Source organism: Mycobacterium sp. 1423905.2 (genome assembly GCF_001673155.1).
GTDB lineage: Bacteria > Actinomycetota > Actinomycetes > Mycobacteriales > Mycobacteriaceae > Mycobacterium.
This window is the reverse complement of record NZ_LZLE01000269.1, coordinates 1-26,624: the sequence shown is the minus strand read 5'-3', so window position 1 is coordinate 26,624 and position 26,624 is coordinate 1. Positions and strand designations below refer to the sequence as shown.

Below are 26,624 nucleotides of genomic sequence, written 5' to 3'. Positions count from 1 at the left end.
GCCGGCGTTGCCGCCCTTGCCGCCCACGCCGCCGCTGCCGTTGTTGCCCGCGGTCGCACCCGCACTTGCGGTGCCGGCCTTACCGCCGGCGCCGCCGGCCCCGCCGGTGCCACCGGCACCGCCGTCACCGCCGGCCTGTCCGGCACCGCTGTTGACTCCCGCGACCCCATTGGCCCCGGTGATACCGGCCCCACCGGAGCCGGCCGCGCCACCGGCGCCACCGTTGCTGGCGTTGCCGCCGTTACCGTTGGCGCCCGCGGTGGCGCCGAGGCCGCCGGCCGCGCCGCCGGTGCCGCCGTTACCGCCGTTGCCGCCGGCCCCACCGCTGCCGCCGTTGCCGCCCGCGTAGCCCGCGCCGTTGTTCACCCCGGAGACGCCGTTGGCGCCCGCGGCGCCGATGCCGCCAGCACCCGCGGAGCCCGCCGCGCCGCCGTTGCCGGCCGCGCCGCCGTTGCCGGCGGTGCCCGCGGTGGCACCCGGAGTGGTGACCGTACCGGCCGCGCCGCCCTTGCCGCCGTCGCCGCCCGCGCCACCGCTGCCGGCATTGCCGCCGTTGCCGCCGGACTGCCCGGCGCCGTTGGTGGCCGCGCCGTTGGCGCCGTTCACCCCGGATCCACCGGTGCCGCCGGCGCCGCCCTGACCGCCGGCTCCACCGTTGCCGCTGTGGGTTCCGGCGCCGCCGCTGGCGCCACCGGTGCCGCCGGCGCCGCCCTTGCCGCCGGCTTGGCCGTTGCTGCCGCTGTCGCCGGCGTTGACCCCGTTGACGCCGTTGCCGCCGGCCGCCCCGTTGCCGCCCGCGCCGCCATTGCCGCCGTTGCCGAGGTTGCCGCCGGCCCCGCCCGCGCCGCCATCGCCGCCGTTGGCGCCGGGCGTGGTCGCGGTGAATCCGGCGCCGCCGTTACCGCCGTTGCCGGCGAACCCGGTGACCGGGGCGCCCGCGGCGCCGTCGGCGGCGTGCGTCGCGACCCCGCCGCCGTTGAGACCGCCGGCCCCGCCCTTGCCGATGCTGCCGGCGTTACCGCCGGCCCCACCGGCGCCGCCGGTGGTGTTGCTGATCGTCCCGGCCGCGCCGTCACCGCCGCTGCCCGGCGTGCCGGCACTGCCGCCCGCGCCACCTACGCCGCCGCTGCCGTTGCCGCCTTGGACGCCGATGGTGCCGCCGCCCTGGCCCCCGGTTCCGCCGGCGCCACCGGCGCCGCCGGTCCCGCCGTTGCCGCCGTCGCCGCCGGCTTGGCCGCCGCCAATGCCGGTGCCGAACTTGCTGACGTCGGCGGTGCCGTTGGCGCCGGTGATGCCGGTGCCGCCGGAGCCGGCCGCACCACCGGCGCCGCCGTTGCTAGCGTTGCCGCCGTTGCCGTCGACGCCAGCAACACCGGCGGTCCCACCGTTGGCGTCGCCGCCCAGCCCGCCGGTGCCGCCCTTGCCGCCATTGCCGCCAGCGCCGCCGGCCCCGCCGTCACCACCGGCGTAACCGGCGCCGTTGTTGACCCCGGAGACGCCGTCGTGGCCGTTGGCGCCGATACCGCCGTTGCCGGCGGTGCCGGCCGCGCCGCCGTTGCCGGCGGCTCCGCCGTTACCGGCCACCGCGCCGGTCCCGCCGGCCGCGCCGCCCTTACCGCCGTCACCGCCCGCGCCGCCGTTGCCGGCGTTGCCGCCGGCCTGCCCGGCGCCGCCGACGCCGTTGGTGGCTACCCCGTTGGCGCCGTTGACCCCGCTGCCGCCGGTACCACCGGCACCGCCCTGACCGCCGGCGCCGCCGTTGCCGCTGTGAGTGCCCAGGGTGCCGCTGCCGGCACCGCCCTGACCGCCGTCCCCGCCGGCCCCGCCGGCTTGCCCGTCGGTGCCGCTGTCGCCGGGGTTGACGCCGTTGCTGCCGGCCTTGCCCGCCGCGCCGTTACCGCCGGCGCCGCCGTCACCGCCGCTACCGACGTTGCCGCCGGCCCCACCAGCACCACCATGACCACCACTGACACCCGGCGTCGTCGCGCTGTACCCGGTACCACCGGCACCACCGTTACCGGCCGCGGCCACGATCGCGCCGTCCACGCCGTCCGCGCCCGTGCCGACGCCGTTGCCGTTGAGGCCGCCCGTACCGAGCGCGCCCGCGGTGCCCGCGGTGCCGCCCTTACCGCCGGCGCCGCCGTCGAAGAAGTTCGCGGTGCCGTCGGCGCCATGACCACCGTCGCCCGGTCGGCCCGCCGCGCCGCCGTTACCGCCCGCGCCACCGGCGCCCGAGGTCCCGGCGTTGCCGTTGGTCGCCGTCCCGCCCACGCCGCCGGCTCCACCGGTGCCGCCGGCGCCGCCGTTGCCGCCGTTGCCGCCGGCTTGACCGGCGCCGTTGTTCACCCCGGCCTGACCGGTCGCGCCGTTGACACCCGTGCCACCGGCCCCACCGTCGGCGCCCTTACCGCCGGCACCACCGGCGCCGCCGTCGCCGCGGATCGAGCCGCCGACGCCACCGGCGCCACCCTTACCGCCCGAGCCACCGGCCTGGCCGTTGCCGCCGCTGTCCCCGGCGTTGACGCCGTCGTGCCCGGCGATCCCGGCCGCGCCGTTGCCGCCGTTACCGCCCGCGCCGCCGTTGCCGACGTTGCCGCCGGCCCCACCGGCGCCGCCGTCACCACCGTTGGCGCCCGGGGTGTACGGGCTGAAGCCCGCACCACCGGCGCCACCATTACCGGCCGCGCCCAGCACCGCGGCACCCGCGGTGCCGTTGGCGCCGGTGCCGATGCCGTCGCCGTTGGCGCCGCCCTTACCGGAGCCGCCCGCGGTGCCGGCGTCGCCGCCGTGACCGCCGGCGCCACCGTTGAGGTTGGTGGCGTTGCCATCGCCGCCGGCGCCACCGTCACCGGGTCGCCCAGCGGCGCCGCCGTTACCGCCAGCGCCGCCCGCGCCGTCGCTGCCCGCCGTGCCGGTGGTCGAGGTGCCGCCCTTACCACCGGCGCCGCCATCACCGCCGCTGCCGCCGTTACCGCCGTTACCGCCGGCCTGCCCGGCCGCTCCAGCGTTGGTCGCACTGGCACCGTCGATGCCGGTGCCACCGGCGCCGCCGTCGGCGCCCTTACCGCCGGCCCCACCGGCGCCGCCGTCACCACGCACCGAACCACCGGTGCCCCCGGTACCACCGGCACCGCCCTTACCGCCGGCTTGGCCGTTCTCGCCGCTGTCGCCGGGGTTGACGCCGTTGCTGCCGGCCTTGCCGGCCGCGCCGTTACCGCCCGCGCCGCCGTCGCCACCGTCACCGATGTTGCCGCCGGCGCCGCCGTCGCCACCGCGGCCGCCATCGGCGCCCGGAGTGGTCGGGCTGTACCCGGTGCCACCGGCGCCGCCGTTGCCGGCGATGCCGCTGACGGCGGCGCCGTCGCTGCCGTTGGCTCCGGTGCCGGTCCCGCTGCCGTTGACGCCGCCGTTGCCGCCGGTACCGGAGGTGCCCGCGTTACCGCCGGCACCGCCCTTGCCGCCGTCGACATAGGTGGCGTTGCCGTCCGCGCCGTGGCCACCGTCGCCCGGTGTGCCCGCTGCGCCGCCGTTGCCGCCGTGGCCGCCGACGCCGTTGGCGCCCGCCTGCCCGGTGGTGCCGCCGCCGGCTCCGCCGTGACCGCCGGCGCCGCCGACTCCACCGCTGCCGCCGTTTCCGCCGTCGCCACCGGCCTGCCCGGCACCCGCGTTGACACCGGCGACACCGTTCGCGCCGGTCACGCCGTTGCCGCCGGCACCCGCGCCGCCGCCGGCGCCGCCGTTGCTGCCCGCGCCGCCGTCACCGTCGGCCCCGGCCACCGCACCGGAACCACCGGTGCCGCCCTTGCCGCCGGTGCCGCCCTTACCGCCCGCGCCGCCGTCCCCACCGGCGTAACCGGCGCCGTTGTTGATCCCGGCCGTGCCGTTGGCCCCGGCCGCCCCGGTGCCGCCGCTGCCGGCGGTGCCGGCCGCGCCGCCGTTGCCGGCGGCTCCGCCGTTACCGGCCACCGCGCCGGTCCCGCCGGCCGCGCCGCCCTTACCGCCGTCACCGCCCGCGCCGCCGTTGCCGGCGTTGCCGCCGGCCTGCCCGGCGCCGCCGACGCCGTTGGTGGCCACCCCGTTGGCGCCGTTGACCCCGCTGCCGCCGGTACCACCGGCACCGCCCTGACCGCCGGCGCCGCCGTTGCCGCTGTGAGTGCCCAGGGTGCCGCTGCCGGCCCCGCCCTGACCGCCGTCCCCGCCGGCCCCGCCGGCTTGCCCGTCGGTGCCGCTGTCGCCGGGGTTGACGCCGTTGCTGCCGGCCTTGCCCGCCGCGCCGTTACCACCGGCGCCGCCGTCACCGCCGCTACCGACGTTGCCGCCGGCCCCACCAGCACCACCATGACCACCGCTGACACCCGGCGTCGTCGCGCTGTACCCGGTCCCACCGGCACCACCGTTACCGGCCGCGACCACGTTGGCGCCGTTGCTGCCCGTCGCGCCGGAACCGATGCCGCTGCCGTTGGCGCCACCGGCGCCGCCGGCACCGACGGTGCCCGCGTTACCACCGGCGCCACCCTGGCCGCCGTCGAGGAAGTTGGCCGTGCCGTCGGCGCCGCGTCCACCGTCACCGGGTGTCCCGGCGTTGCCGCCGTGGCCGCCGCTGCCGCCCAGCCCGTCGTTACCCGCCGCGCCGGTCGTGCCGCCTCCAGCGCCGCCGTGACCGCCGGCGCCGCCCACCCCGCCGGTGCCGCCGTTGCCGCCGTTGCCGCCGGCTTGACCGGCGCCGGCGTTGACACCCGCGGTGCCGTTGGCGCCCGAGACACCGGCCCCGCCGGACCCGGCGGCACCGCCGGCGCCGCCGTTGCTGGCGTTACCGCCCGTGCCGTCCGCGCCCGCCTTGGCGCCGCTGCCACCAGCCAGGCCGCCGGTGCCGCCGTTGCCGCCGTTGCCGCCGGTACCGCCGGCACCGCCGTCGCCACCGGCGTATCCGGCGTTGTTGTTGATTCCCGCCGCGCCGTTGGCGCCGTTAGCGCCGGTCCCACCGGTGCCGGCCGTACCGGCCGCCCCGCCGTTACCGGCCGCTCCGCCGTCACCCGCGTGGCCCGCGGTGCCGCCGGTGCCGGCCGCACCCGCCGCGCCGCCCTTGCCGCCGTCCCCGCCGGCGCCGCCGCTGCCGGCGTTCCCGCCGGCCTGGCCCGAGCCGCCGACGCCGTTGGTCGCGGTGCCGTTGGCGCCGTTGACGCCGCTGCCGCCGGTGCCGCCGTCACCGCCCTTACCACCGACCCCGCCGTCGCCGCCGTGGGTGCCCGCACCACCGCTCTTACCGCCGGCGCCGCCCGCGCCGCCCTGTCCGCCGGCCTTGCCGTTGCTGCCGCTGTCGCCGGGGTTCACGCCGTTGGCGCCGCTGGTGCCGGCCGCGCCGTTCCCACCGGCGCCACCGTTACCGCCATTGCCGACGTTGCCGCCGTCACCGCCAGCCCCACCGCTACCGCCGTTGGCGCCGGCCGTGGTGGCGCTGAAGCCGCTCCCGCCGTCCCCGCCGTTACCTGCCGGGGTGGCCACCGCCGCGCCGTTGGCGCCCTTGGCGCCGGAACCGGTGCCGCTGCCGTTGGCGCCGCCCGAGCCGCCGGTACCCACCGCGCCCGCGTTACCGCCCGCGCCGCCGTGACCGCCGTCGAGGGAGGCAGCGGTGCCGTCGGCGCCGCGCCCGCCGTCACCGGGCCGTCCCGCGGCCCCGCCGTCGCCGCCGGAACCGCCGGTGCCGGAGGCGCCCGCGGTGCCGTGGGCCGCCGAGCCGCCGACCCCGCCCGCGCCGCCGGTGCCGCCCGAGCCGCCGTTGCCACCGTTGCCGCCGGCTTGACCGGCGCCGTTGTTGACTCCCGCGACACCGTTGTTGCCGGTGACACCCGCGCCGCCGGCGCCGCCGCTGCCGCCGCTGCCGCCGATTCCGCCGGCCCCGCCGTCGCCGTGGATCGAGCCGCCGGCGCCGCCGGCGCCGCCTCGACCGCCGTTGCCGCCGGCCAGCCCGTTGCCGCCGCTGTCGCCGGGGTTGATGCCGTTGGCGCCGGCCAGTCCGGACGCGCCGTTACCGCCGGCCCCGCCGTGGCCGCCGTTGCCGTAGTTGCCGCCGCGGCCGCCGGACCCGCCGTCACCGCCGTTGGTTCCGGGCGTGGTGGCGCTGTAACCCGCGCCGCCGTTACCGCCGTTGCCGCCGGCGTTGGTGGGGGTGGTGCCCGACGCGCCGTGCGCGCCGATGGTGGATCCGCTGCCGCCGACGCCGCCGGCCCCGCCGGCGCCGTTGTTGCCGCCGTTACCGCCGTTGCCGCCGTGGGGGCTGGCCGCGTTGCCCGCTGCGCCGTCGCCGCCGTTGCCGCCGAGGCCGCCGCCACCGCCGGCGCCGCCGGCGCGCCCTGCGCCCGTGGTGCCGGTGTGCCCGAACAGCCCGCCGCGCCCGCCTGCGCCACCGTTGCCGCCGTTGCCCCCGGTGCCGCCGGCCCCACCGTCGGTGCCGTCGCCGCCGTTACCGCTGGGGAAGGTGCCTGTGGCGCCGTCGACGCCGTGGCCGCCGGTGCCGCCAGCCCCGCCGAGCCCGCCGTTGCCGCCGTTGCCGCCGTTGCTGAACAGCAGGCCGCCCTTGCCGCCGACGCCACCATTACCGCCGTGACCACCGGCACCGCCGGTACCGCCATTGACCGCGGCCAAGCCGGCGGCGCCGTTGCCGCCGTTGCCGCCGACGCCGCCGTTGCCGTACAGCCAGCCGCCCCGACCGCCCGCTCCGCCGTCGCCGCCGTTGCTGCTGGGGCCACCGCTGCTGCCGCCGGTTCCGCCGGCGCCGCCGGCACCCAGCAACAGGCCGGCCCGGCCGCCGGCGCCGCCGGTACCACCGGTGCCCGCGCCCGCGCCGCCGGCACCGCCGGCGCCGCCCGCGCCGTACAGTCCGCCCGAACCGCCGGCACCGCCCAGGCCGCCGTCACCGGTGTGCCCGACGCCGCCGGCGCCGCCCGCTCCACCCGCGCCGCCCGAGAGCCAGCCGGCACCACCGCCGTGACCGCCGCTGCCGCCCACGCCGCCGGCTCCGCCGGCGCCGCCCGCACCTCCGGCCCCGGACAACAGTCCGCCGTGGCCACCGAATCCACCGTCGCCGCCGTAGCTCGGTCCGGCGCCACCCGCCCCGCCGGCACCGCCGGCACCCAGCAGCCACGCCTTGCCGCCGGCGCCACCCACGCCGCCGGTACCGGTCGCGCTCAGGTTGGCGCCACCGGCGCCGCCGGCCGCGCCGTTGCCGTAGAGCAGGCCGCCGCTGCCGCCGGCCGCCCCGGTGCCGCCGTAGGCGCCGGCGCCGCCGGTGCCGCCGACACCACCGTTGCCCAGCAGCCACGCGTGTCCGCCGGTGCCGCCGGCACCGCCGGCGCCGAGCAGCCCGGTGCTGGCGCCGCCGACCCCGCCGGCGCCGCCGCTGCCCCACAGCCAGCCGCCGTTGCCGCCGGCACCGCCGGCCCCGCCGTTGCCGTTGATGGACATGCCGCCCGCGCCGCCGACGCCGCCGTTACCGATCAGCCCGGCGCTGCCGCCGGCGCCGCCGGCCTGCCCGGCGGCACCGGATGCGCCCGCCCCGCCGTTGCCGAGCAGCAACCCGCCGTTGCCGCCGGCCTGGCCCGGAATCGTCCCGTTGGCGCCGTCGCCGATCAGCGGTCGCCCGAGCAGCAGCTGCGTGGGGGTGTTGACCGCGTCCAGCACGGCCTTCTCGAAGGCCTGCAACGGTGAGGTGTTGGCCGCCTCGGCCCAGGCGTAGTTGCTGGCGCCGGCGTTGAGGGCCTGCATGAACTGGGCGTGAAAGGCCTCGGCTTGCGCGCTGATGCTCTGGTACGCCTGGGCGTGGTTGCCGAACAACGCGGCGATGGCCGTGGACACCTCGTCTTCGGCGGCGGCCAACAAGGTGGTGGTCGGGCCCGCGGCGGCCGCGTTGGCCGCTTGGATCGCCGAACCGATTCCGGCGACATCGGATGCCGCTGCCAGCAGCGCCTCGGGGGAGGCGAACAGGAATGACATCTAGACCACCTATCTCGCTAGGCCACGACGGAGTCGTGTAGGGAAAGCTGTTGTTTGAGTGCGTGTCAGCCGGTGGGGCCGGTCGACCCGGGCTGGCCGAACAGCCAGCCGCCGCGGCCGCCGCCACCGCCGTGTCCGCCGGGCCCGGTGGGTGTCCCCTCACCACCGGCGCCTCCCGCGCCACCATTTCCGCCGTTTCCGAGCACGGTGGCGCTGCCGCCTTGCCCGCCGCCACCACCGGCGCCTCCGGCGCCGAGGTGGTTCGCGCCGCCTGCACCGCCGGCTCCGCCGGCTCCGGCGTTGCCGTAGATGAAGCCGCTGTTGCCGGCCGCGCCGCCTTGGCCGCCCGCCGCGCCGACGCCGTTGGCGGTGCTGCCACTGCCTGCCGCGCCGCCGGCGCCGCCGCTGCCGCCGTCGCCGAGCAGCGTCGCGGATGCGCCCAGGCCGCCGTTGCCGCCGGCGCCGCCCGCCGCGGTGAGCGTGCCGGTGCCGCCGGCCCCGCCTGCGCCGCCGGCCTGGCTGTTGCCGGCCAGCCAGCCGCTGGCACCGGCGTTGCCGCCTTGACCGCCGGCTCCTGCCGACGTGCCCGCGCCGGCGTCGCCACCCGCACCGCCGGCGCCGCCGGCGCCGCCGATACCGAGCAGCCGAGCCGCGCCGCCGCTGCCGCCGACACCGCCGTGGCCGCCGGCGGCCCCGGCGATGCCGATACCTCCGTCGCCGCCCGCACCGCCGTGGCCGCCGAATCCGAGCAGCCAGGCGCCGCCCCCGCCCGCGCCGCCGTTGCCGCCCGCGCCGGGGCCGAAGGCGGTGACCAGTCCGGTGCCGCCGGCGCCGCCGGCGCCGCCCCAGCCCAGCAGCACGCCGGCGTCGCCGCCGCTGCCGCCGTTGAATCCGTTGCCCCCGGCGATGGTGGCGATGCCGGTGCTGCCGCTGCCGCCCGCGCCGCCGTTGCCGAGCAGCCAGGCGCGACCGCCGTTGCCGCCGGCCGTCGGGTTGCCGATGCCACCGTTGCCGCCGTCACCGCCGCTGCCGAACAAGAAACCGCCGTTGGCGCCCGCGCGGCCGGTGCCGCCGTCGCCGCCGTTGCCGATCAACAGGCCGGCGCGGCCGGCGGTGCCGCCCACCAGGCCGTTGCCGCCGTCGCCGCCGCTGCCGAACACCACCGCGTTGCCGCCCAGCCCGCCATTGCCGGAACCGGATACGCCGAAGCCGCCGGCTCCGCCGTCGCCGCCGTTGCCGAGCAACCAGCCGCCGTTGCCGCCGTTCGCGCCGTTGCCGCCGGCACCCGCGACGGCGTTGAGGCCGCTGCCGCCGCTGCCGCCCCGGCCGCCGTTGCCGAGCAACCCGGCGTTGCCGGCCGCGCCGCCGTTACCGCCGGAGCCGCTCAGGAAACTCGAGGCGCCGCCGAAGCCGCCGGAGCCGCCGCTGCCGATCAGGAAGCCAGCGCTGGCGCCCGCTCCGCCGACGCCGCCGTCACCGGTCGCGCTGCTGCCGCCGCCCCCGCCGTGACCACCGAAGCCCGCCAGCCAGGCGTTGCCGCCCGCGCCACCCGCGCCGCCGGCCCCGGAGCCGCCGGTGTTGGCGCCGCCGAGCCCGCCGGCCCCGCCGCTGCCGGCCAGCAGTCCGCCACTGGCGCCGGCGCCACCGGCGCCGCCGTCGGCGCTGACGCTGCTGCCGCCTATCCCGCCAACTCCGCCGTGGCCCAGCAGCCAGGTGTTGCCGCCGGCCCCGCCTGCGCCGCCGGTTCCGGTGCCGCCGAGGTTGGCACCGCCGGCGCCACCGGCGCCGCCGTGCCCGTACAGGAATCCGGCGCTGCCGCCGACCGCCCCGGTGCCGCCCTCGGCGCTGACGCTGCTGCCGCCGGCGCCGCCGGCGCCGCCGTTGCCCAGCAGCCAGGCGTTTCCGCCGGCCCCGCCGACCCCGCCGGCGCCGATGCCGCCCGTGCTGGCGCCGCCGGCCCCGCCCGCGCCACCGTTGCCGAACAGCAAGCCGCCGGTCCCGCCGACGCCACCGGCTCCGCCGGCGCCGTTCGTCGAGATTCCGCCGGCCCCACCGGTACCGCCGTGGCCGATCAGCCCGGCGCTGCCGCCGGTTCCGCCGGGTAAGCCGGGCGCACCCGATCCGCCCCTGCCGCCGTTGCCGTACAGGAAGCCGCCCGCGCCGCCGTTGCCACCGGTGCCGTCGATTCCGTCGGCGCCGTTGCCGATCAACGGACGGCCGAACAACACTTCGGTGGGGGTGTTGATCAGGTTCAGCAGCTGCTGCATGGGGGAGGCGTTGGCGGCCTCGGCCGCGGCGTAGCTGTTGGCACCCGCGGACAGGGCTTGCACGAATTGCGTGTGAAACGCCGCGGCTTGGGCGCTGACCGCTTGGTAGGCCTGCGCGTGGGCCCCGAACAGAGCCGCGATCGCGGTGGACACCTCATCCTCGGCGGCCGCCAGCAGGGCGGTGGTGGGACCGGAGGCGGCCGCGTTGGCCGATTCGATCACCGAGCGGATGCCTGCCACGTCCGAAGCCGCTGCGAGCAGCGCTTCGGGGGATGCCAACAGGTATGACATCTGGTCCACCTACCTACCTAGGTCACGTTCGACGAGTCGTGCACGTGGCCCCCGTCACTGCGCCGCCGTCGCGGCGAAACAAACGTTAGACCAACTCGGTACTTTGCATACTAACTTCTGTCGAATAGAGCTCAAACCATCAAAAAAGTTTCTAAACTGTGGCGTAGGCCACACTTAAACCATGCGCTGAGCCGCATACGGCCAAGAAAAGGCCGTCGAGAGCCGCCTGGCGTACCGCTACTCCTGCGCGGGGGCGCTAAGTTTTCCGTCCCATCGGTTGGGAAACCGGCCACCATGGGAGGTGTGAGTTCGGTGCCGTCGCGCTCGGCCAGCGCCTGGGGCAGCAGCGGCCTGGCCTACCTCACCGGCGACGGGGCGCCCGATTTCTCCCGGGCGGCCGTCCTGACCCGCGCCGACGACATAGCCGCCGATATCGCCACCCGGACCGGCCTGTCCCTCGATGCCGGCGCCCTGCTCACCGGCCGCGCCGGACTACTCAGGCTGACCCGCCGGGGCCGGATATCCGCCGGCGGCGCGACGCGTCTGCTCTCTGCGGACGACGGCTGGTGCGCGATCACCTTGTCTCGCCCCGACGACGTCGCCGCCGTGCCGGCGCTGGTGCACGCAGATGCCGCCACCGAGGACCCGTGGCCGGTGCTGCAGCGTTGGGCGGCCGCCCGGTCGGTGGCCGAGATCAGGGAGCGGGCCGAGTTGCTCGACCTTCCCGCGGCCGTCCTCGGTGAGGTCAACGCCGCGCCGCCGCGCAAGCGATCGCTGTGGCCCCTCGCGGACACACGCGGACTCGCAGGTCTATTGGTGGCCGACCTGTCCTCGATGTGGGCCGGTCCGCTGTGCGGGCAACTGCTGGCCCAGGCGGGGGCGACCGTGGTGAAGGTGGAAAGCCCGTCCCGGCCCGACGGCACCCGCGCCGGTCACCGCGCATTCTTCGACTGGGTCAACGGGCACAAGCTTTCGTTCTGCGTCGATTTCGGCCGGGACGAAGACCAATTGCGCGCCCTGCTCACCGCGGCCGACATCGTGATCGAAGGGTCCCGGCCCGACGCGCTGGCCCGCCGGCGACTCGGCCCGCACCACCTCGGGCCGCGCCCAGGCCGAATCTGGTTGCGCATCAACGGGTATGGCGCCGATTCTCGGCGGCCCGCATTCGGCGACGACGCCGCCGTGGCCGGTGGCTTGGTCGGAGCCGGCCCGGTGTTCTGCGCGGACGCCATCGCCGATCCGCTCGCCGGGCTGCAGGCCACTGCGGTGGTGCTGGACTCGCTGGACCGCGGGGGCGGCGAACTCATCGAGGTGTCGATGGCCGCCGTCGCCGCCGGCTACGCCGCATTGCCCACCGGCCCGTTGGCTTCGGCACATCCGGCACCGCCCCCGTCGGCGCCCCGGCCGGCGCGAACGGCGCCCGCCCTGGGTGCCGACAACGATGTCGTACGCCGCTTGCTGGCCCAACGTGGCTGTCTGACATGCTGATTCGCGGTGCCACGTTGCTGGACGACGGCCGGGTAGACGTTCGGGTAGGCGCGCTGATCGAGGAAGTCGGTGACGGCCTGGCCGCCCGGCCCGGCGAGGCCGTGCTCGACGCCCGCGGCGGCACCGTGCTGCCCGGGCTGCACGATCACCACGTGCACGTGCGGTCGGCGGCCTCGGCGCTGGACTCGCTGAGTGCCGGACCTCCCGCGGTGACCACGGAAGGCCAATTGCGACAGGCACTCTCGGCTGCCCGCCCCGGCCCGGACGGCTGGATCCGCGCCATCGGCTATCACGAATCGGTGGCGGGGCCGTTGGATCGGGCCGCGTTGGACGCGATGGTGGCTCATGTTCCGATCCGGGTTCAACATCGCAGCGGCGTGTTGTGGACGCTGAATTCGGTTGCGCTGCAGCACATCGGGCTGGCCGACCACGTTGACGGCCGGCTGCGTAGCGCCGATCCCGATTGGACTCGTGCGCTGCCGCACCGGCCCGCCGACCTGGCCGGCCTGAGCGACCGGCTGGTCGCACTCGGTGTCACCGGCGTCACCGACGCCACTCCTGACCTCCGCGCCGACGACGTGGCCGAGCTGACCGAATCCCACCGCAGCGGTGAGTTCCGGCCCCGCCTGCACTTCCTCGCACCGGGTAAGAAGATCCTGCACGACGACCGTCTCGACCTGGACGCGCTCACCACATGGATTGCCGCGCAGCACAAGGCGGGCCGGCCCGTCGCCGTGCACTGTGTGACCGCGGCGCAGCTCGTCGTGACCATCGCGGCCCTACGCAGCGCGGGCAGCCATCCACGGGACCGCATCGAGCACGCCGCCGTCGTGCCCGCCGACCAGTTGACCGAACTCGCCGATCTGGGGCTGACCGTGGTGACCCAACCCAACTTCGTTGCCGAGCGCGGTGATCACTACCGCACCGACGTGCCCGCAGCCGAACACCCACAGCTGTGGCGAGTCGCCTCCCTGCACCGAGCCAAGGTGCCCGTCGCCTTCTCCACTGACATGCCGTTCGGCGACTTCGACCCGTGGGCGGCGATGCGCGCCGCCGTCTACCGCACCACACCCAGCGGTGCGGTGCTGAATCGCAACGAATGTGTTTCCGCGGCAACGGCTGTGCGGTCATTCACCGGCCACTGCGACCAGCCGGCCCGGCCGCGCCCCATTGTGGCGGGCCAGCCCGCGGATTTGTGCGTGTTGTCGCAACCTCCGGCGACGGTACTGCGCGAGCTGGACGCGGCACTGGTCACCGCCACCGTCATCGGAGGTGAAGTGGTGTACCGGGCTAGCTAGTGGGCGCCAAAGCCACCCGCAACGCGTCCCGCTGCGCGGCGAAATATCGTTGTGACACAGCCGCTTTGGGCACCAACAGGTCGAAGCCGTGGAAGGCGCCCGGCACCAGCTCGACGTGGCACGGCACCCCGGCGGCGACCAGCCGGTCGGCGTAGTCGAGGTCTTCTTGGTAGAACAGGTCGTGCGTGCCGACGCCCAGCCACGCCGGCGGGAGACCGCTCAGATCGCTGCGCCGCGCGGGGACGGCCACCTCGGGATCGGCATCGCCCAGATAGGCCGTCCAGCCGAAGCGGTTGGCGTACGGGTCCCACAACCGATAGGTGGGGTTTGTCGGTGCGGCGGCGCTGCGATCGTCGAGCATCGGATAGGACAGCAGCTGAAACGCCGGCCGTATCTCACCCCGGTCGCGAGCCAACAACGCCAGCGCGGCGGTCAACCCACCGCCGGCGCTGGCGCCGCCGATCGCCACCTTGGCCGGATCCACGGCGGGCAGCCCGGCCAGCCAGGTCAACGCCGCATAGCAATCTTCGAGCGCCGCCGGGTACGGGTGTTCGGGCGCCAGCCGGTAATCCACCGCCGCCACGGTGATGCCGAGCTGAGTGCTGAACCGGCGGCTGACCACGTCGTCACCGGGAGAGCGGCCCAATACGTACCCGCCGCCGTGGATCCACAGCAGGGCAGGCGCGGGGCCCGCGACGCCCTTGGGGCGAAACAGCCGGATTCCGACCCCGGAGGGCAGGGTGAGCACCTCGACGTCACGGGGGGTGCGGCGGGCCAATAGCCCGGAAAACCCCCGCACGAGCGGCAGGGTCCGCGGACCGACCAGCCGTCGCGGCGCGATGCGGGCGATACGGCGCAGATCTGGATGGACTTCGTCGTCCGGCATCCAGTCAGTATTGCCGACGCCGAACCAATCCCCACAGGTAGGGCGTGAGGGGGCGGTAGTGCGGCGGCAATCTGACGCAATCCCACCGAAACAGACGCGACGTAACTTCGGCAGTGAAGCCGAAGGGGGTGGGAACAAATGGGATCGGCGGCGACCAAAACACACTGTCCGTACTGCGCTTTGCAGTGCGGTATCACCCTGGATGTGTCGAACGGATCGGTGGAACTGGCGCCCCAGCCCGACTTCCCGACCAACCGCGGTGGCCTGTGCGCCAAAGGCTGGACCGCCGCCGAGTTGCTTTCCCACCCCGACCGCCTCACCGGCCCGTTGGTGCGCGACGACCGCAACTCCCCGCTGCGCCCGGTCACCTGGAACGAAGCGCTGGAACGCATCGTCGCCAACTTCCAGCGCGCCCAGCACGATCACGGACGAGCCGCGGTGGGCTGCTTCGGCGGTGGCGGACTGACCAACGAAAAGGCCTATCAGCTGGGCAAATTCGCGCGGGTCGCGCTGGGCAGCCCGGCGATCGATTACAACGGCCGATTCTGCATGTCGTCGGCGGCCGCGGCCTCCAACCGCTCCTTCGGCGTCGACCGCGGCCTCCCGTTCCCGCTGGCCGACGTCGCGCACGCCGACGTCATCCTCATCGTCGGCGGCAACCCCGCCGACACCCTGCCGCCGTCGATGCAGTTCTTCGACGAAGGCCGCGCGCGCGGCACCAAGCACATCGTCGTCGACCCGCGGCGCACCGCGACCGCCGACCGCGCCGAACTGCACCTGCGGCCGGTTCCCGGCACTGATCTGGCGCTGGCCAACGGATTGCTCAACGTCGTTGTCCGCGAGGGCCATATCGACCAGAAGTACATCGCCGAACGGACCACTGGGTTCGACGCCGTGCGGCGGGCGGTGCGGCTGTACTGGCCGGACCGGGTCGAACGCATCACCGGCGTCCCCGAACCCGACATCATCGCCGCCGCACGCATGCTCGCCGGCGCCGACCGGGTGATGATCCTCACCGCGCGGGGCGCCGAGCAACACAGCAGCGGCACCGACACCGTCCAAGCGTTCATCAATCTCGCGCTGGCCTTAGGCCTACCGGGCCGTCCCTACAGCGGCTTTGCCACCCTGACCGGTCAGGGCAACGGACAGGGCGGGCGTGAACACGGCATGAAATGCGACCAACTGCCCGGCTACCGCAAACTCGACGACCCCGCCGCCCGCGCACATGTCGCCAGGGTGTGGGGCATCGACCCCGCCGACCTGCCGCCCCCGGGCCGATCGGCTTACGAAATGCTCGACGGCATAGGCAGTCCCGGTGGCCTTCGAGCGCTCTGGGTGCTGGCGTCCAACATCGTGGTCTCGGCGCCGAACGCGTTGCACCTCACCGAGAAACTCACCCAACTCGACTTTCTGGTGGTCTCCGACCTCTTCCTGTCCGAGACCGCCGCACTGGCCGACGTGGTCCTCCCCACCGCTCAGTGGGCCGAGGAGTCGGGGACCATGACCAACTTGGAGGGCCGCGTCATCCTGCGGCGCGCCGCCATGGCGCCACCCGACGAGGTCCGCACCGACCTCGACGTCATGGCGGACCTGGCCAAACGCCTCGGGATGCAGGGCTTCTCGGCCGAACCCGAAGAGGTCTTCGAGGAGCTCACCCGCGCCAGCGCCGGCGGCAAAGCCGACTACCGCGGCATCAGCTACCAACGCATCGCGGCCCAGGACGGAGTGTTCTGGCCCTGCCCGTCACCGTCGTACGACGACACCCCGCGCCTGTTCACTCAAGACTTCCCCACCCCCGACCGGCGCGCCCGCTTTCACCCCGTCGAACAGCGCGCCACCCCCGAGCTGCCCGATGACGAGTTCCCCTACTACCTCACCACCGGGCGCCTGTTGCGCCAGTACCAATCCGGGACACAGACGCGGCGAGTCCCCCAACTCGCCGAAGCGGAACCGGAACCGGTCGTCGAGATGCACCCCACCCTGGCCCAACGTCTCGGGGCCCGCGCCGGGGACAAAGTCCGGTTGCGCACCCGTCGCGGCGAGGTCGTCATGACGGCCCGCACCGATGTCGGCATCCGACCGGACACCGTGTTCGCGCCGTTTCACTGGGGCGGCGCGGCGTGCATCAACCGGCTGACCAATCCGGAACTCGACCCACATTCGCGCATGCCGTCGTTCAAGGTTTGCGCGGTAGCAGTGACGCGCATCGAAGCAGCCGATGCACCGATCGAGGAGAGGACCTGACCATGGGTGATGGCAGCACACCGCGATTCCTGCAGGGCGCGTTCACCTTCGACGGAAAAGGCTACGAGTCAGCGGTTTTGCTCGACTCGTCGCTGCGTTACGTGGTACCGGCCGGGGCCATCACCCAACCGGTGTACTTCCGCGGCGGCAACAGCAGCGCGGAGTTGGTGACCATCGTCATCATGCGCGACGGCGCCCCGATGCGGTATTTCCCCATCGGCGCCAAAGACGCCGTGCACGTACCGCTCAGAGTCGTCGAAGACCTCATCGCCGACACCGTCCTCGAGGTGTTCATCGCCGCGCCGGACGGCTCCAGCGGCACCGTCTTCGTCGATATCGGCCTGGTCGAAATCTGAATCGGCTCAGAAGGACAACTGATGACTTCAGCCACTGGGCTCGCCCAGCCCGAAACCAACGGTCACGCGCCGGCGGCCCTGGCCCGACTGGTGGTGGTCGGCAACGGCATGGCCGGCGCGCGTGCGGTGGAGGAGATCCTGGCCCGCGGCGGCGGTGAAAAGTTCGCCATCACCGTTTTCGGTGACGAACCGTACGGCAACTACAACCGCATTCTCCTGTCCAATGTGCTGGCCGGGGCGGACGACGCCAAGGAGATCTACCTCAATCCGCTGGACTGGTACGCCGAGAACGACATCGACCTGCGCGCCGGCGTGCGGGTGGTGCGCGTGAACCCCTTCGCGCACCTGGTTTACGCCGACGACGGCACCATCCTGCGCTATGACAAGCTGATCCTGGCCACCGGCAGCAGGTCGTTCTTTCCGCCCATCGAAGGCATCTGGCAAGACGACAAAACCCTGGCGCCCGGGGTGTTCGGCTTTCGCAGTCTCGACGACTGCGCGACCATGATCGAATTCGCCCAGGGCAGAAGCAAAGCCGCTGTTATCGGTGGTGGGCTGCTGGGCTTGGAAGCCGCGCGCGGGCTGCAGAACCGAGGGCTGCAGACGGCGGTCGTGCAGGGCGGTCCCGCGCTGATGAATGCCCAACTCGACGATCAGGGCAGCGGCATCCTGCGCCGCCTGGTCGAAGCGCTGGGCATCGAGGTGCTGACCGGTAAGCGGACCACCCGCATGCTGCGTCACGACGGCTTGCCCAGCGCCATCGAGTTCACCGACGGCACGCAATTGGCGTGCGACATGGTGGTTTTGGCCGCCGGTATCCGGCCGAACGTCGGTCTGGCGCAGCGCGCCGGACTGACCGTGGAACGGGCCATCGTCGTCGACGACCAGATGCGCTCCATCGACGACGACGACATCTACGTGGTAGGGGAGTGCGCGCAGCACCGCGGCCAGGTCTACGGCCTGGTCGCACCCCTGTGGGAACAGTGCGCCGTGCTGGCCGACCATCTCACCGGTACGAATCCCAAAGCGGCTTATCATGGTTCGCGCACCGCCACCAAACTGAAGGTCGCCGGCGTCGACGTCGCCGCCATGGGCGTCAAGAGCCCCGAACGCGACGACGACGAATTCGTGCAGTACTCCGAACCCAAACACGGGGTTTACAAGACTGTGGTGGTTCGCGACGACAAGCTGATCGGCGCGACCCTGGTCGGCGACGTCAGCAAGGTCGCGTTCCTCATGCAGGCCTTCGACCGTGGGCTGCCGCTCCCCCCGGAACGCGTGTCGCTGATGTTCGACATCGGCACCCCCGAAGTCGCCACCGGCGCCGCCGAACTGGCCGACGACGCGCAGGTGTGCAACTGCAACGGCGTCAGCAAGGCCGCGATCGTCGACTGCGTCAAAGACGGGCAGACCTCTGTGGCCGGGGTGATGTCGGCGACCCGCGCAGGCAAGGGCTGCGGCTCCTGCAAGGGCCTGGTGGGCCAGATCGTGGACTGGGCGGCGAACCAAGCCGGTGCGTCGGTAACCGAAGACCCGCAAGCCAATTGGTACGTGCCCAGCATTCCCTACGCGAAGCCGGAGTTGATGGCCAAGATCCGGGAACTCGAGTTGCACTCGGTGTCCTCGGTGTTCGCCGCGCTGGCGCCCGATGGCCGCGAGGACGCCAACTCGAAAATGGCGCTGGCCTCGCTGCTGGACATGATGTGGGGCGAGGAGTTCGTCGACGAGCGCGACAGCCGCTTCATCAACGACCGGGTGCACGGCAATATCCAGCGCGACGGCACCTTCTCGGTGGTGCCACAGCTCAAAGGTGGGGTGACCAGTTCCGAACAGCTGCGCAAGATCGCCGATGTCGCCGACAAATACCAGATTCCGATGATCAAACTCACCGGCGGTCAACGCATCGATCTACTTGGGGTGCGCAAAGAGGACCTACCCGCGGTGTGGCAGGACCTCGGCATGCCCTCTGGCTACGCCTACGGCAAAAGTTTCCGCACCGTGAAAACCTGTGTGGGCAGCGACTTCTGCCGCTACGGGCTGGGTGACTCGACGGCGCTGGGCATTGCGATCGAAGAGCGCTACCAGAGCCTGCCCAGCCCAGCGAAGATGAAACTGGCCGTCACCGGTTGCCCCCGCAACTGCGCCGAGGCGCTGTGCAAGGACCTCGGCGTGGTCGCCATCGAAGGCGGCCAATGGCAAATCTACGTCGGCGGTGCGGCCGGCGCACACGTCCGCAAGGGCGACCTGCTCGCCACCGTCGACAACCCCTCCGACGTCATCACCCTGACCGGTCGATTCCTGCAGTACTACCGGGAGAACGCGAACTGGCTGGAGCGCACGTACGGCTTCGTGCCGCGGGTGGGTATCGAGCACATCCGGTCCGTGGTGGTCGACGACAGCGACGGTATCGCCGCCGATTTGGACGCCCGGATGCAGAAAGCGGTCGACTCCTACCGCGATCCCTGGCAGGAAAGCCAAAAACCCGCCGAGGCGACGCAATTCCGGCCATCCCTGCCGCTGATCCCGCTACCCAAGGTGCCGGTGCGATGACCACCATCACGCTGGGACCCGTCGAGGACATCCCGATCGGGCAGGGCCGCGCCTACGCCGTAGACGGTCGTCAGATCGCGGTGTTCCGGCTGCGCGACGGCTCGCTGCGCGCCCTGGACGCCGTCTGCCCGCACCGCGGTGGCCCGTTGGCCGACGGGCTCACCGACGCCGAGGTTGTCGTCTGTCCGCTGCACGGCTTCACCTACGACCTGCGAACCGGCGCGGAGGTCGGCTCCGGTGGCCCCGCGGTGTCGGCCTATCCCCTGCACGCCGACGACACCGGAACCGTCCACCTGGAGCTGGAGCCCGGACCCAACCCCGAGCGCAACGGCGCGCTCTCCCAGTCCAGTCAAGGGAGATCGCAGTGACCGCTCAACCCATCACCGTGGCCCCCGCGCCGCCCGCAGCGCGGCGCCGCGCCCGGCGAATCGAAGGCTGGAATCCCGAAGACCTGCACGCGTGGCGCAACGGCGGCAGCAAGATCGCCCGGCGCAACCTGATCTGGTCGATCTTCGCCGAGCACGTCGGCTTCTCGGTCTGGTCCATCTGGTCGGTGATGGTGCTGTTCATGCCGCAGACCGTCTACCACATCGACGCGGCGGGAAAGTTCTATCTTGTCGCGGTTCCCACTCTGGTCGGGGCGGTGTTGCGGGTGCCGTACACCACCGCGGTCGCCCGCTTCGGTGGTCGCAACTGGACCATCATCAGCGCGCTGCTCCTGCTCGTTCCGCTGACCTTGACGTGGTGGTTCATGGTGCATCCGGCCGCGACGTACACCACCTGCCTGGTCATCGCGGCCTTCGCCGGACTCGGCGGCGGCAACTTCGCCTCGTCCATGACCAACATCAACTCGTTCTTCCCGGTCCGGCTCAAAGGTTGGGCGCTGGGGCTCAACGCCGGCGGCGGCAACATCGGCGTGCCGGTCATCCAGTTGATCGGGCTGTGGGTGATCGCCACCCTGGGCAACCGGTCACCGCAGATCGTGTGCGCCACCTATCTGGTGCTGGTCGGGATCGCCGCGCTGGGTGCGGCACTGTGCATGGACAACCTCGACGGCCAGAAGTCCAACGCCGCCGCCATGGTGCAGGTGTTGCGGTTCGCCGACTCCTGGTTGATCTCCTTCCTCTACGTCGGCACCTTCGGATCGTTCATCGGTTACAGCTTCGCGTTCGGGCAGGTGCTGCAAATCAACTACCTGGCCACCCCGGGCACCTCGGCGGCCGCCGCCGCGCTGCAGGCCTCCCAGATCGCCTTTCTGGGCCCGCTCCTCGGCTCGCTGAGCCGGCCGCTGGGCGGGCTGCTCGCCGACCGGATCGGCGGCGCCAAGATCACCATGTGGTGCTTCGTCGCCATGGCGGCCGCCACCGGGGTGCTGATCGCCGCCGGCATCCGCGACGACGCCCAACCCGGCAAGATCAGCTCGGGGATCATGGTGTCCTACGTGGCCGGCTTCATCGCGCTGTTCGTCATCTCCGGCGTCGGCAACGGATCTGTCTACAAGATGATCCCGTCCATCTTCGCCGCCAAATCTCTGGACTTCAAACGACATTCGGCGTCTGACACCCTCGATTGGGAACGCGCCATGTCCGGCGCGCTGATCGGCATCGCCGGTGCCGTCGGCGCGCTGGGCGGCGTCGGTATCAATGTCGTGCTGCACGCCTCTTACGCCGGGCCGGCCAAATCGGCGACCACGGCATTCTGGGTGTTTCTCGGGTTCTACCTGATCTGCATGGTGGTGACCTACGCGGCGTATGTGCGCCGGCGCAGCGTCGCGACCCTGGTCTGAACCATTTCCTCGGGGCGAACGTAACCCTTGACAGGGCGTGTAACCGAGCCGCGTTTGGGGTAACGATGCACATGTTGGCGGAGGCTGTTGTCGCCAGCGGTCGCCGCGCGTCCGCGCGACGTGGTCGAACACGATGCGAGGGACGTGACATGCGGGGACAGCTCTACGACCGGGCACTGGACGGCGAACGATGTTGGCTCCGGCATGAGGACGGCGAAGTCCATCCACTGCCGGTCCACCGGTGGCTCAATGACGCCGACATCCCCGACGAACGCGATGTCTCTGACGAAGCCTTCGACGAAGCTGTCGCCCAGATGTGTGTCGGCCCGACCATCGAGCTGGGGTGCGGACCCGGCCGACTGGTGGCACGTCTGGTGCAACGCGGCATCCCCGCGCTCGGAATCGACCGGTCCGCCACCGCCATCCGGCTGGCCGGCCGCGGCGGTGCCCCCGCACTGCTGGGTGACGTCTTCGAGCCGCTGCCCGGCATGGGCCGCTGGCAGACGGTGCTCTTGGTGGACGGCAATGTCGGCCTGGGCGGTGACCCGCGGCGGATCCTGAGCCGGGCCGCCGAACTGCTCGCCCGCGGCGGACGCTGTGTGGCTGAGTTCGACGCGCCCACGCTCGGCGTCCGCACCCGCTGGGTACGCCTGGAAACCGGGACCGACGTGGGGCCTTGGTTTCGCTGGGCAACGGTGGGCATCGACAGCGCCGCCACGCTGGCCGCACAGGTGGGATTGTCCCTGACCAACGTCCGGTTGATGAGCGGTCGGATCATCGCGAGCCTGGTGGCTGGGTGACCGACCGGCCGCGTCAGCTGGGACGGTTCCGGAGCCCGCTGCGCGGCCCGTGGCTGACGTCGGTGTTCGGGCTGGTCCTGCTGATCACGCTGCCGATCGTCATCATCACCGGTTTGCTGTCCTATGCGGCGTATTCGCCGCAGCTCGGCCAGGCCATCCCCGCCGACGTCGGCTGGTTGCGGCTGCCCTCGTTCACCTGGCCCACCCGTCCGTCGTGGCTCTATCGGCTGACGCAGGGGCTGCACGTGGGTCTCGGCCTGCTCCTCATCCCGGTGGTACTGGCCAAGCTCTGGTCGGTGATTCCCCGATTGTTCGTGTGGCCACCCGCCCGCTCCCTGGCCCAACTGTTGGAGCGGCTCTCGCTGCTGATGCTGGTCGGCGGCGTGCTGTTCGAGATCGTCACCGGCGTCCTCAACATCCAGTACGACTACATCTTCGGCTTCAGCTTCTATACCGGACACTACTTCGGTGCTTGGGTCATGATCATCGGGTTTCTTATGCACATCGCGCTCAAGATTCCGCACCTGCGCGCCGGCTTGCGGTCACTATCTCTTCGAGAAGTGCTGCGCAGCAAGATGTCCGAAACCAAGGCGCAACCGCTCGATTCGTCGGGTCTGGTGGCGGCCGATCCGGCCGAGCCGACGATGAGCAGGCGCGGTGCGCTGGGGGTGGTCGGCTCCGCAGTGTTGTTGCTCGCGGTACTGACGGTCGGTCAGACCCTCGGCGGACCGGCGCGAAGTGCCGCCCTGCTGGTGCCGCGTGGCCGATCCGCACGGCAGAATGGTGACTTCCCGGTCAACAAGACGGCCGCCGCGGCCGGCATCACCCCCGAAACCGCCGGCGCCGGTTGGCGATTGGTGCTGCGCGGTGGTCCGACCGAAATCACCCTGGACCGAGCGGCGCTGGCCGCCATGCCGCAACACACCGCCCGACTGCCGATCGCCTGCGTCGAAGGATGGTCCACCGTGCAGGTCTGGACGGGCGTACGGCTGAGCGACTTGGCGCGCCGGGCCGGTGTACCGGCGGCGGGTGCGGCACACGTCACCTCGCTGCAGCGAACCGGAGCGTTCAACGCGGCCACGTTGCAGGACAACCAAATTCACGATAAGGATGCGTTGCTGGCGCTGCGCGTCAACGGCGCCGATCTGTCGCTCGATCACGGATACCCGGCGCGCGTCATCGTCCCCGCCTTGCCCGGTGTGCACAACACCAAGTGGGTGGCCGCCATATCCTTCGAGACGAAATGATCAACGCCGCAAAGGGTTTCGCCGCACACTATGGCTCCCATCCGTTGCATCTGCTGACGATGGTCGCCGGATTCGCGCTGCTGGGTTATGTCGTGATCACCGCTACCCCTGGGGCCCTGTGGAATCCGGATAAGTGGTGGCAGTCGATTGCGGTATGGTTTGCCGCCGCCGTCATCACTCACGACTTCGTTCTCTTCCCTCTCTACGCGCTCGTGGACTGGCTGGTGGGCCGGTTAATTTCGCGACGTTCGCCGTCGAATCTCCCCGCTCGCAACTACATTCGGGTACCGGCCTGGGGAGCCGGGCTGACCCTGTTGGTATTTCTGCCGGGCATCATCGAGCAGGGCGCGCCCACCTATCAAGCGGCGACCGGGCAGACGCAGCAGCCCTATTTGGGCAGGTGGCTGCTGCTCGCCGCGGCAATGTTCGCCGTCAGCGCCGTCAGTTACACGGTTCGCTTATTTTCGCTACGCCGCCGTACGGACGTAGCAAACATTCATGACGTCACCGAACATTGATTTAGGACGCACAGCAAAATTGAAGCCCTATGTATTTGTCGCGACGGTAAGTACCCGAATGAATTTACTGGGTTACTACCGGTCGGTGGGGGTACGCTCCACCACATGCCAGCAAACGGCCCAACGGTAAGGCCCTGCGTTAAATGGTTTCTCCGCGCCCGACCAGCCGATTATCTGCTGGCCATGAGCGTCGCGGGCGCCTCCCTCCCGGTGGTCGGCAAGCGGCTGGAACCACTGGGCTGCGTCACCGCCATGGGTGTCTGGGGTGCCCGCCAAGCACCGGAACTAATGTCCGCGATGGTCAAGGACTGGTTCACGCCGGGCACCAATGAGGCGCGCCGCAAGGACCGGGCCGCCACCAACGAAGTCTCCGTAACCGCGCTGCGCGGAGTCGTATCCGCCGCCGACCTCGACGGCGCCTGGCCTGCCCCGGAACGCACCCCGCCGGTGGCCGGCGCCCGCCGACACCGGCGTCATCTCTACCGCCGCAACGTTCACTACGGCGAGCACCCCGCCCAGTTGCTCGACGTCTGGCGTCGCAAGGACCTGCCCGACACGCCCGCACCGGTGATGATCTTCGTGCCCGGCGGCGCCTGGATCCACGGCAGTCGCGCCGTTCAGGGCTACGCGCTGATGTCACGTCTGGCCGAACTCGGTTGGGTCTGTCTGTCCATCGACTACCGCGTCTCGCCGCACCACCGCTGGCCGCGTCACATCGTCGACGTGAAGACCGCCATCGCCTGGGCCCGGGCCAACGTCGACAAGTTCGGTGGTGACCGCAACTTCGTCGCCATCGCCGGATGTTCGGCCGGCGGGCACCTGTCCGCACTGGCCGGGCTCACCGCCAACGATCCGAAATTCCAGGCCGAGCTGCCCGAAGGATCCGACACCTCCGTCGACGCCGTCGTGGGCATCTACGGTCGCTACGACTTCGAAGACCGGTCCACCCCCGAACGGGTCCGATTCGTCGACTTCCTCGAGCGGGTGGTCGTCAAGCGGTCCATCGACCGCCACCCCGAGGTGTTCCGCGACGCATCACCGATCGCGCGGGTGCACACCAACGCGCCGCCGTTTCTGGTGATCCATGGCAGCCGGGACACCGTGATCCCGGTGGCGCAGGCGCGCAGCTTCGTCGAGCGGCTTCGCGCCGTCTCGCGCTCCCTGGTCGCCTACGTCGAACTGCCCGGTGCGGGCCATGGTTTCGACCTGCTCGACGGTGCCCGCACGGGCCCGATGGCGCACGCGATCGCGTTGTTCCTCAACCAGGTTCACCGCACCAGTACGCAATTCGCCAAAGAGGTTATCTAGCCAGCGGCCGAGGGTACGGTCGCCCTATGACTAGGGGGCTGCGATGAAACGGCTCAGCGGCTGGGACGCGGTACTGCTCTATAGCGAGACACCGAACGTGCACATGCACACCATCAAGGCCGCCGTCATCGAGCTCGACCCGGACCGGCGCGATTTCAGCATCGACGCGTTTCGACAAGTCATCAAGGGACGCCTGGACAAGCTCGAGCCCCTGACGTACCAGCTGATCGACGTGCCGTTCAAGCTCCACCATCCGATGTGGCGCGAGCATTGCGACGTCGACCTCGAGTACCACATCCGGCCCCTGCAGTTGCCCGCCCCAGGCGGGCGGCGAGAACTGGACGAGGCGATCGGTCAGATCGCCAGCACCCCGCTGGATCGCAGCCGCCCGCTGTGGGAGATGTATTTCATTACCGGCCTTGCCAATCAGCGCGTGGCCGTGGTGGCCAAGATCCACCACGCGCTGGCTGACGGCGTCGCCTCGGCCAACCTGATGGCCCGCGGCATGGACCTGCTGCCCAGCCCCGAACCGGGCGAATACAGCACCGACCCGGCCCCCACCAAGCGGGAACTGATGAGCGCGGCCTTCGTCGACCACCTCCGCCACCTGGGCCGGATCCCGGCGACCATGCGCTACACCGCGGAAGGCCTGGGCCGGGTGCGACGCAGTTCGCGCAAGCTCTCCCCGGAATTGACCCGGCCGTTCACCCCGCCGCGCACGTTCATCAACCACATGATCACCCCGGAACGCCGGTTCGCCACCGCGACTCTGGCCCTGGCCGACGTCAAGGAGACGGGCAAGAAGCTCGGCGCGACGATCAACGACATGGTGCTGGCCATGTCCAGCGGAGCGCTGCGCCACTTGCTGCTGCGCTACGACGGCAAGGCCGAGGCGCTGTTGGCCTCGGTGCCGGTCAGCTTCAACTTCTCGCCCGAACGCATTTCCGGCAACTACTTCAGCGGCATGCTGGTGGCCATACCCACCGACTGCGAGGATCCGCTGGAACGCGTGCGGTGCAGCCACGAGAACGCCATCTCGGCCAAGGAAGCCAATCAGCTGATGGGCCCCGAGCTGGTCAGCCGGTGGGCGTCCTACATGCCGCCGGCCCCCACCGAGGCCTTCTTCCGCTACGCCTCCGGCCGCGATGGACAGAACAAGATTCTCAACCTCAACATCTCCAACGTGCCCGGCCCGCGCGAGCGCGGCCGCGTGGGTGGCGCGCTGGTCACCGAGATCTACTCGGTGGGACCGCTGACCGCGGGCAGTGGACTGAACATCACCGTGTGGAGCTATGTCGACCAGGACTTCGGGTTCGGTAGCTTCGTTGCTCACAGTGCTGATGGTAACGGCCGGGGATTGCCGGTCGGATCACGCCGGAGCCATGGCGGCCTCGACGACCGTCAGCTCCTCGGAAAGCCCTGCCGCGCGGCGTATTTCGACGAAGTCGGTGACCATGGCGTCGGTGACCTCATGCGGATCCTTGAGCGTCGCGCCGTCGCTGAGCACCGAGATGTTGAGCTGGTCGACATAGCTCCACACGGTGATGTTCAGTCCACTGCCCGCGGTCAGCGGTCCCACCGAGTAGATCTCGGTGA

General features: G+C 72.4%; 14 protein-coding genes and 3 pseudogenes. 12 read left to right on the top strand and 5 right to left on the bottom strand.

Annotated elements, in window-relative coordinates; translation table 11 throughout:
* The 3 genes and pseudogenes from A9W95_RS17955 to A9W95_RS28435 all read right to left on the bottom strand — a co-directional run.
* Nucleotides 1-7,989 (bottom strand): PE family protein (locus A9W95_RS17955; protein ID WP_067415624.1); only part of this gene is annotated, 7,989 nt, incomplete at its 3' end.
* Between the two features lie 1,853 nt (nt 7,990-9,842).
* Nucleotides 9,843-9,983, bottom strand: a pseudogene (locus A9W95_RS28440) (hypothetical protein); the annotation flags it as partial.
* Between the two features lie 63 nt (nt 9,984-10,046).
* Nucleotides 10,047-10,547 (bottom strand): annotated as a pseudogene (locus tag A9W95_RS28435) (PE family protein); the annotation flags it as partial.
* 294 nt (nt 10,548-10,841) lie between these two features.
* Here A9W95_RS28435 and A9W95_RS17945 point away from each other — a divergent pair.
* Both A9W95_RS17945 and A9W95_RS17940 read left to right on the top strand, forming a co-directional pair.
* On the top strand, nt 10,842-12,035 hold the full coding sequence (locus A9W95_RS17945; RefSeq protein WP_067415621.1) for a CoA transferase: 1,194 nt from the start codon (nt 10,842-10,844) through the stop codon (nt 12,033-12,035).
* Nucleotides 12,029-13,333: an amidohydrolase family protein gene (locus tag A9W95_RS17940; RefSeq protein ID WP_067415618.1), complete on the top strand. Its 1,305-nt coding sequence runs from the start codon at nt 12,029-12,031 to the stop codon at nt 13,331-13,333. Before A9W95_RS17945 ends, A9W95_RS17940 begins: the two co-directional genes overlap by 7 nt.
* On the opposite strand, the gene A9W95_RS17935 is transcribed toward A9W95_RS17940, so the two are convergent.
* The gene (locus A9W95_RS17935) at nt 13,326-14,219 is read right to left on the bottom strand and encodes an alpha/beta hydrolase (protein ID WP_067415615.1); all 894 of its coding nucleotides are present in this window, start codon (nt 14,217-14,219) and stop codon (nt 13,326-13,328) included. The genes A9W95_RS17940 and A9W95_RS17935 overlap by 8 nt on opposite strands.
* A gap of 138 nt (nt 14,220-14,357) precedes the next feature.
* Between A9W95_RS17935 and A9W95_RS17930 the strand changes: the two genes are divergently transcribed.
* From A9W95_RS17930 to A9W95_RS17885, 10 genes and pseudogenes are all read left to right on the top strand, one after another.
* The gene (locus A9W95_RS17930; protein WP_067415612.1) at nt 14,358-16,463 is read left to right on the top strand and encodes a molybdopterin oxidoreductase family protein; all 2,106 of its coding nucleotides are present in this window, start codon (nt 14,358-14,360) and stop codon (nt 16,461-16,463) included.
* Between the two features lie 2 nt (nt 16,464-16,465).
* Complete coding sequence (locus A9W95_RS27305; protein WP_067415609.1) at nt 16,466-16,819, top strand: molybdopterin oxidoreductase; 354 nt, start codon at nt 16,466-16,468, stop codon at nt 16,817-16,819.
* 21 nt (nt 16,820-16,840) lie between these two features.
* Complete coding sequence (nirB, locus tag A9W95_RS17920) at nt 16,841-19,369, top strand: nitrite reductase large subunit NirB (protein WP_082983158.1); 2,529 nt, start codon at nt 16,841-16,843, stop codon at nt 19,367-19,369.
* Nucleotides 19,366-19,737 (top strand): Rieske 2Fe-2S domain-containing protein, encoded by a 372-nt coding sequence (locus tag A9W95_RS17915; RefSeq protein ID WP_067415606.1) that lies wholly within the window; start codon nt 19,366-19,368, stop codon nt 19,735-19,737. Before nirB ends, A9W95_RS17915 begins: the two co-directional genes overlap by 4 nt.
* Before the next feature lie 17 nt (nt 19,738-19,754).
* Nucleotides 19,755-21,155, top strand: a complete 1,401-nt coding sequence (locus tag A9W95_RS17910; RefSeq protein ID WP_067415627.1) for a nitrate/nitrite transporter — start codon at nt 19,755-19,757, stop codon at nt 21,153-21,155.
* Nucleotides 21,156-21,304: 149 nt separating this feature from the next.
* On the top strand, nt 21,305-21,955 hold the full coding sequence (locus A9W95_RS17905) for a class I SAM-dependent methyltransferase (protein WP_067415603.1): 651 nt from the start codon (nt 21,305-21,307) through the stop codon (nt 21,953-21,955).
* Complete coding sequence (locus A9W95_RS17900) at nt 21,952-23,202, top strand: molybdopterin-dependent oxidoreductase (RefSeq protein ID WP_067415601.1); 1,251 nt, start codon at nt 21,952-21,954, stop codon at nt 23,200-23,202. Before A9W95_RS17905 ends, A9W95_RS17900 begins: the two co-directional genes overlap by 4 nt.
* Complete coding sequence (locus A9W95_RS17895; RefSeq protein ID WP_067415598.1) at nt 23,199-23,720, top strand: hypothetical protein; 522 nt, start codon at nt 23,199-23,201, stop codon at nt 23,718-23,720. The genes A9W95_RS17900 and A9W95_RS17895 overlap by 4 nt, the downstream gene beginning before the upstream one ends.
* A 105-nt stretch (nt 23,721-23,825) precedes the next feature.
* The gene (locus tag A9W95_RS17890; protein WP_067415595.1) at nt 23,826-25,028 is read left to right on the top strand and encodes an alpha/beta hydrolase; all 1,203 of its coding nucleotides are present in this window, start codon (nt 23,826-23,828) and stop codon (nt 25,026-25,028) included.
* A gap of 43 nt (nt 25,029-25,071) precedes the next feature.
* Nucleotides 25,072-26,331, top strand: a pseudogene (locus A9W95_RS17885) (wax ester/triacylglycerol synthase family O-acyltransferase); the annotation flags it as partial.
* Between the two features lie 66 nt (nt 26,332-26,397).
* On the opposite strand, the gene A9W95_RS26435 reads toward A9W95_RS17885, so the two are convergent.
* The coding region (locus tag A9W95_RS26435) for a WS/DGAT domain-containing protein (RefSeq protein ID WP_156746044.1) at nt 26,398-26,624 on the bottom strand (227 nt) is incomplete at its 5' end.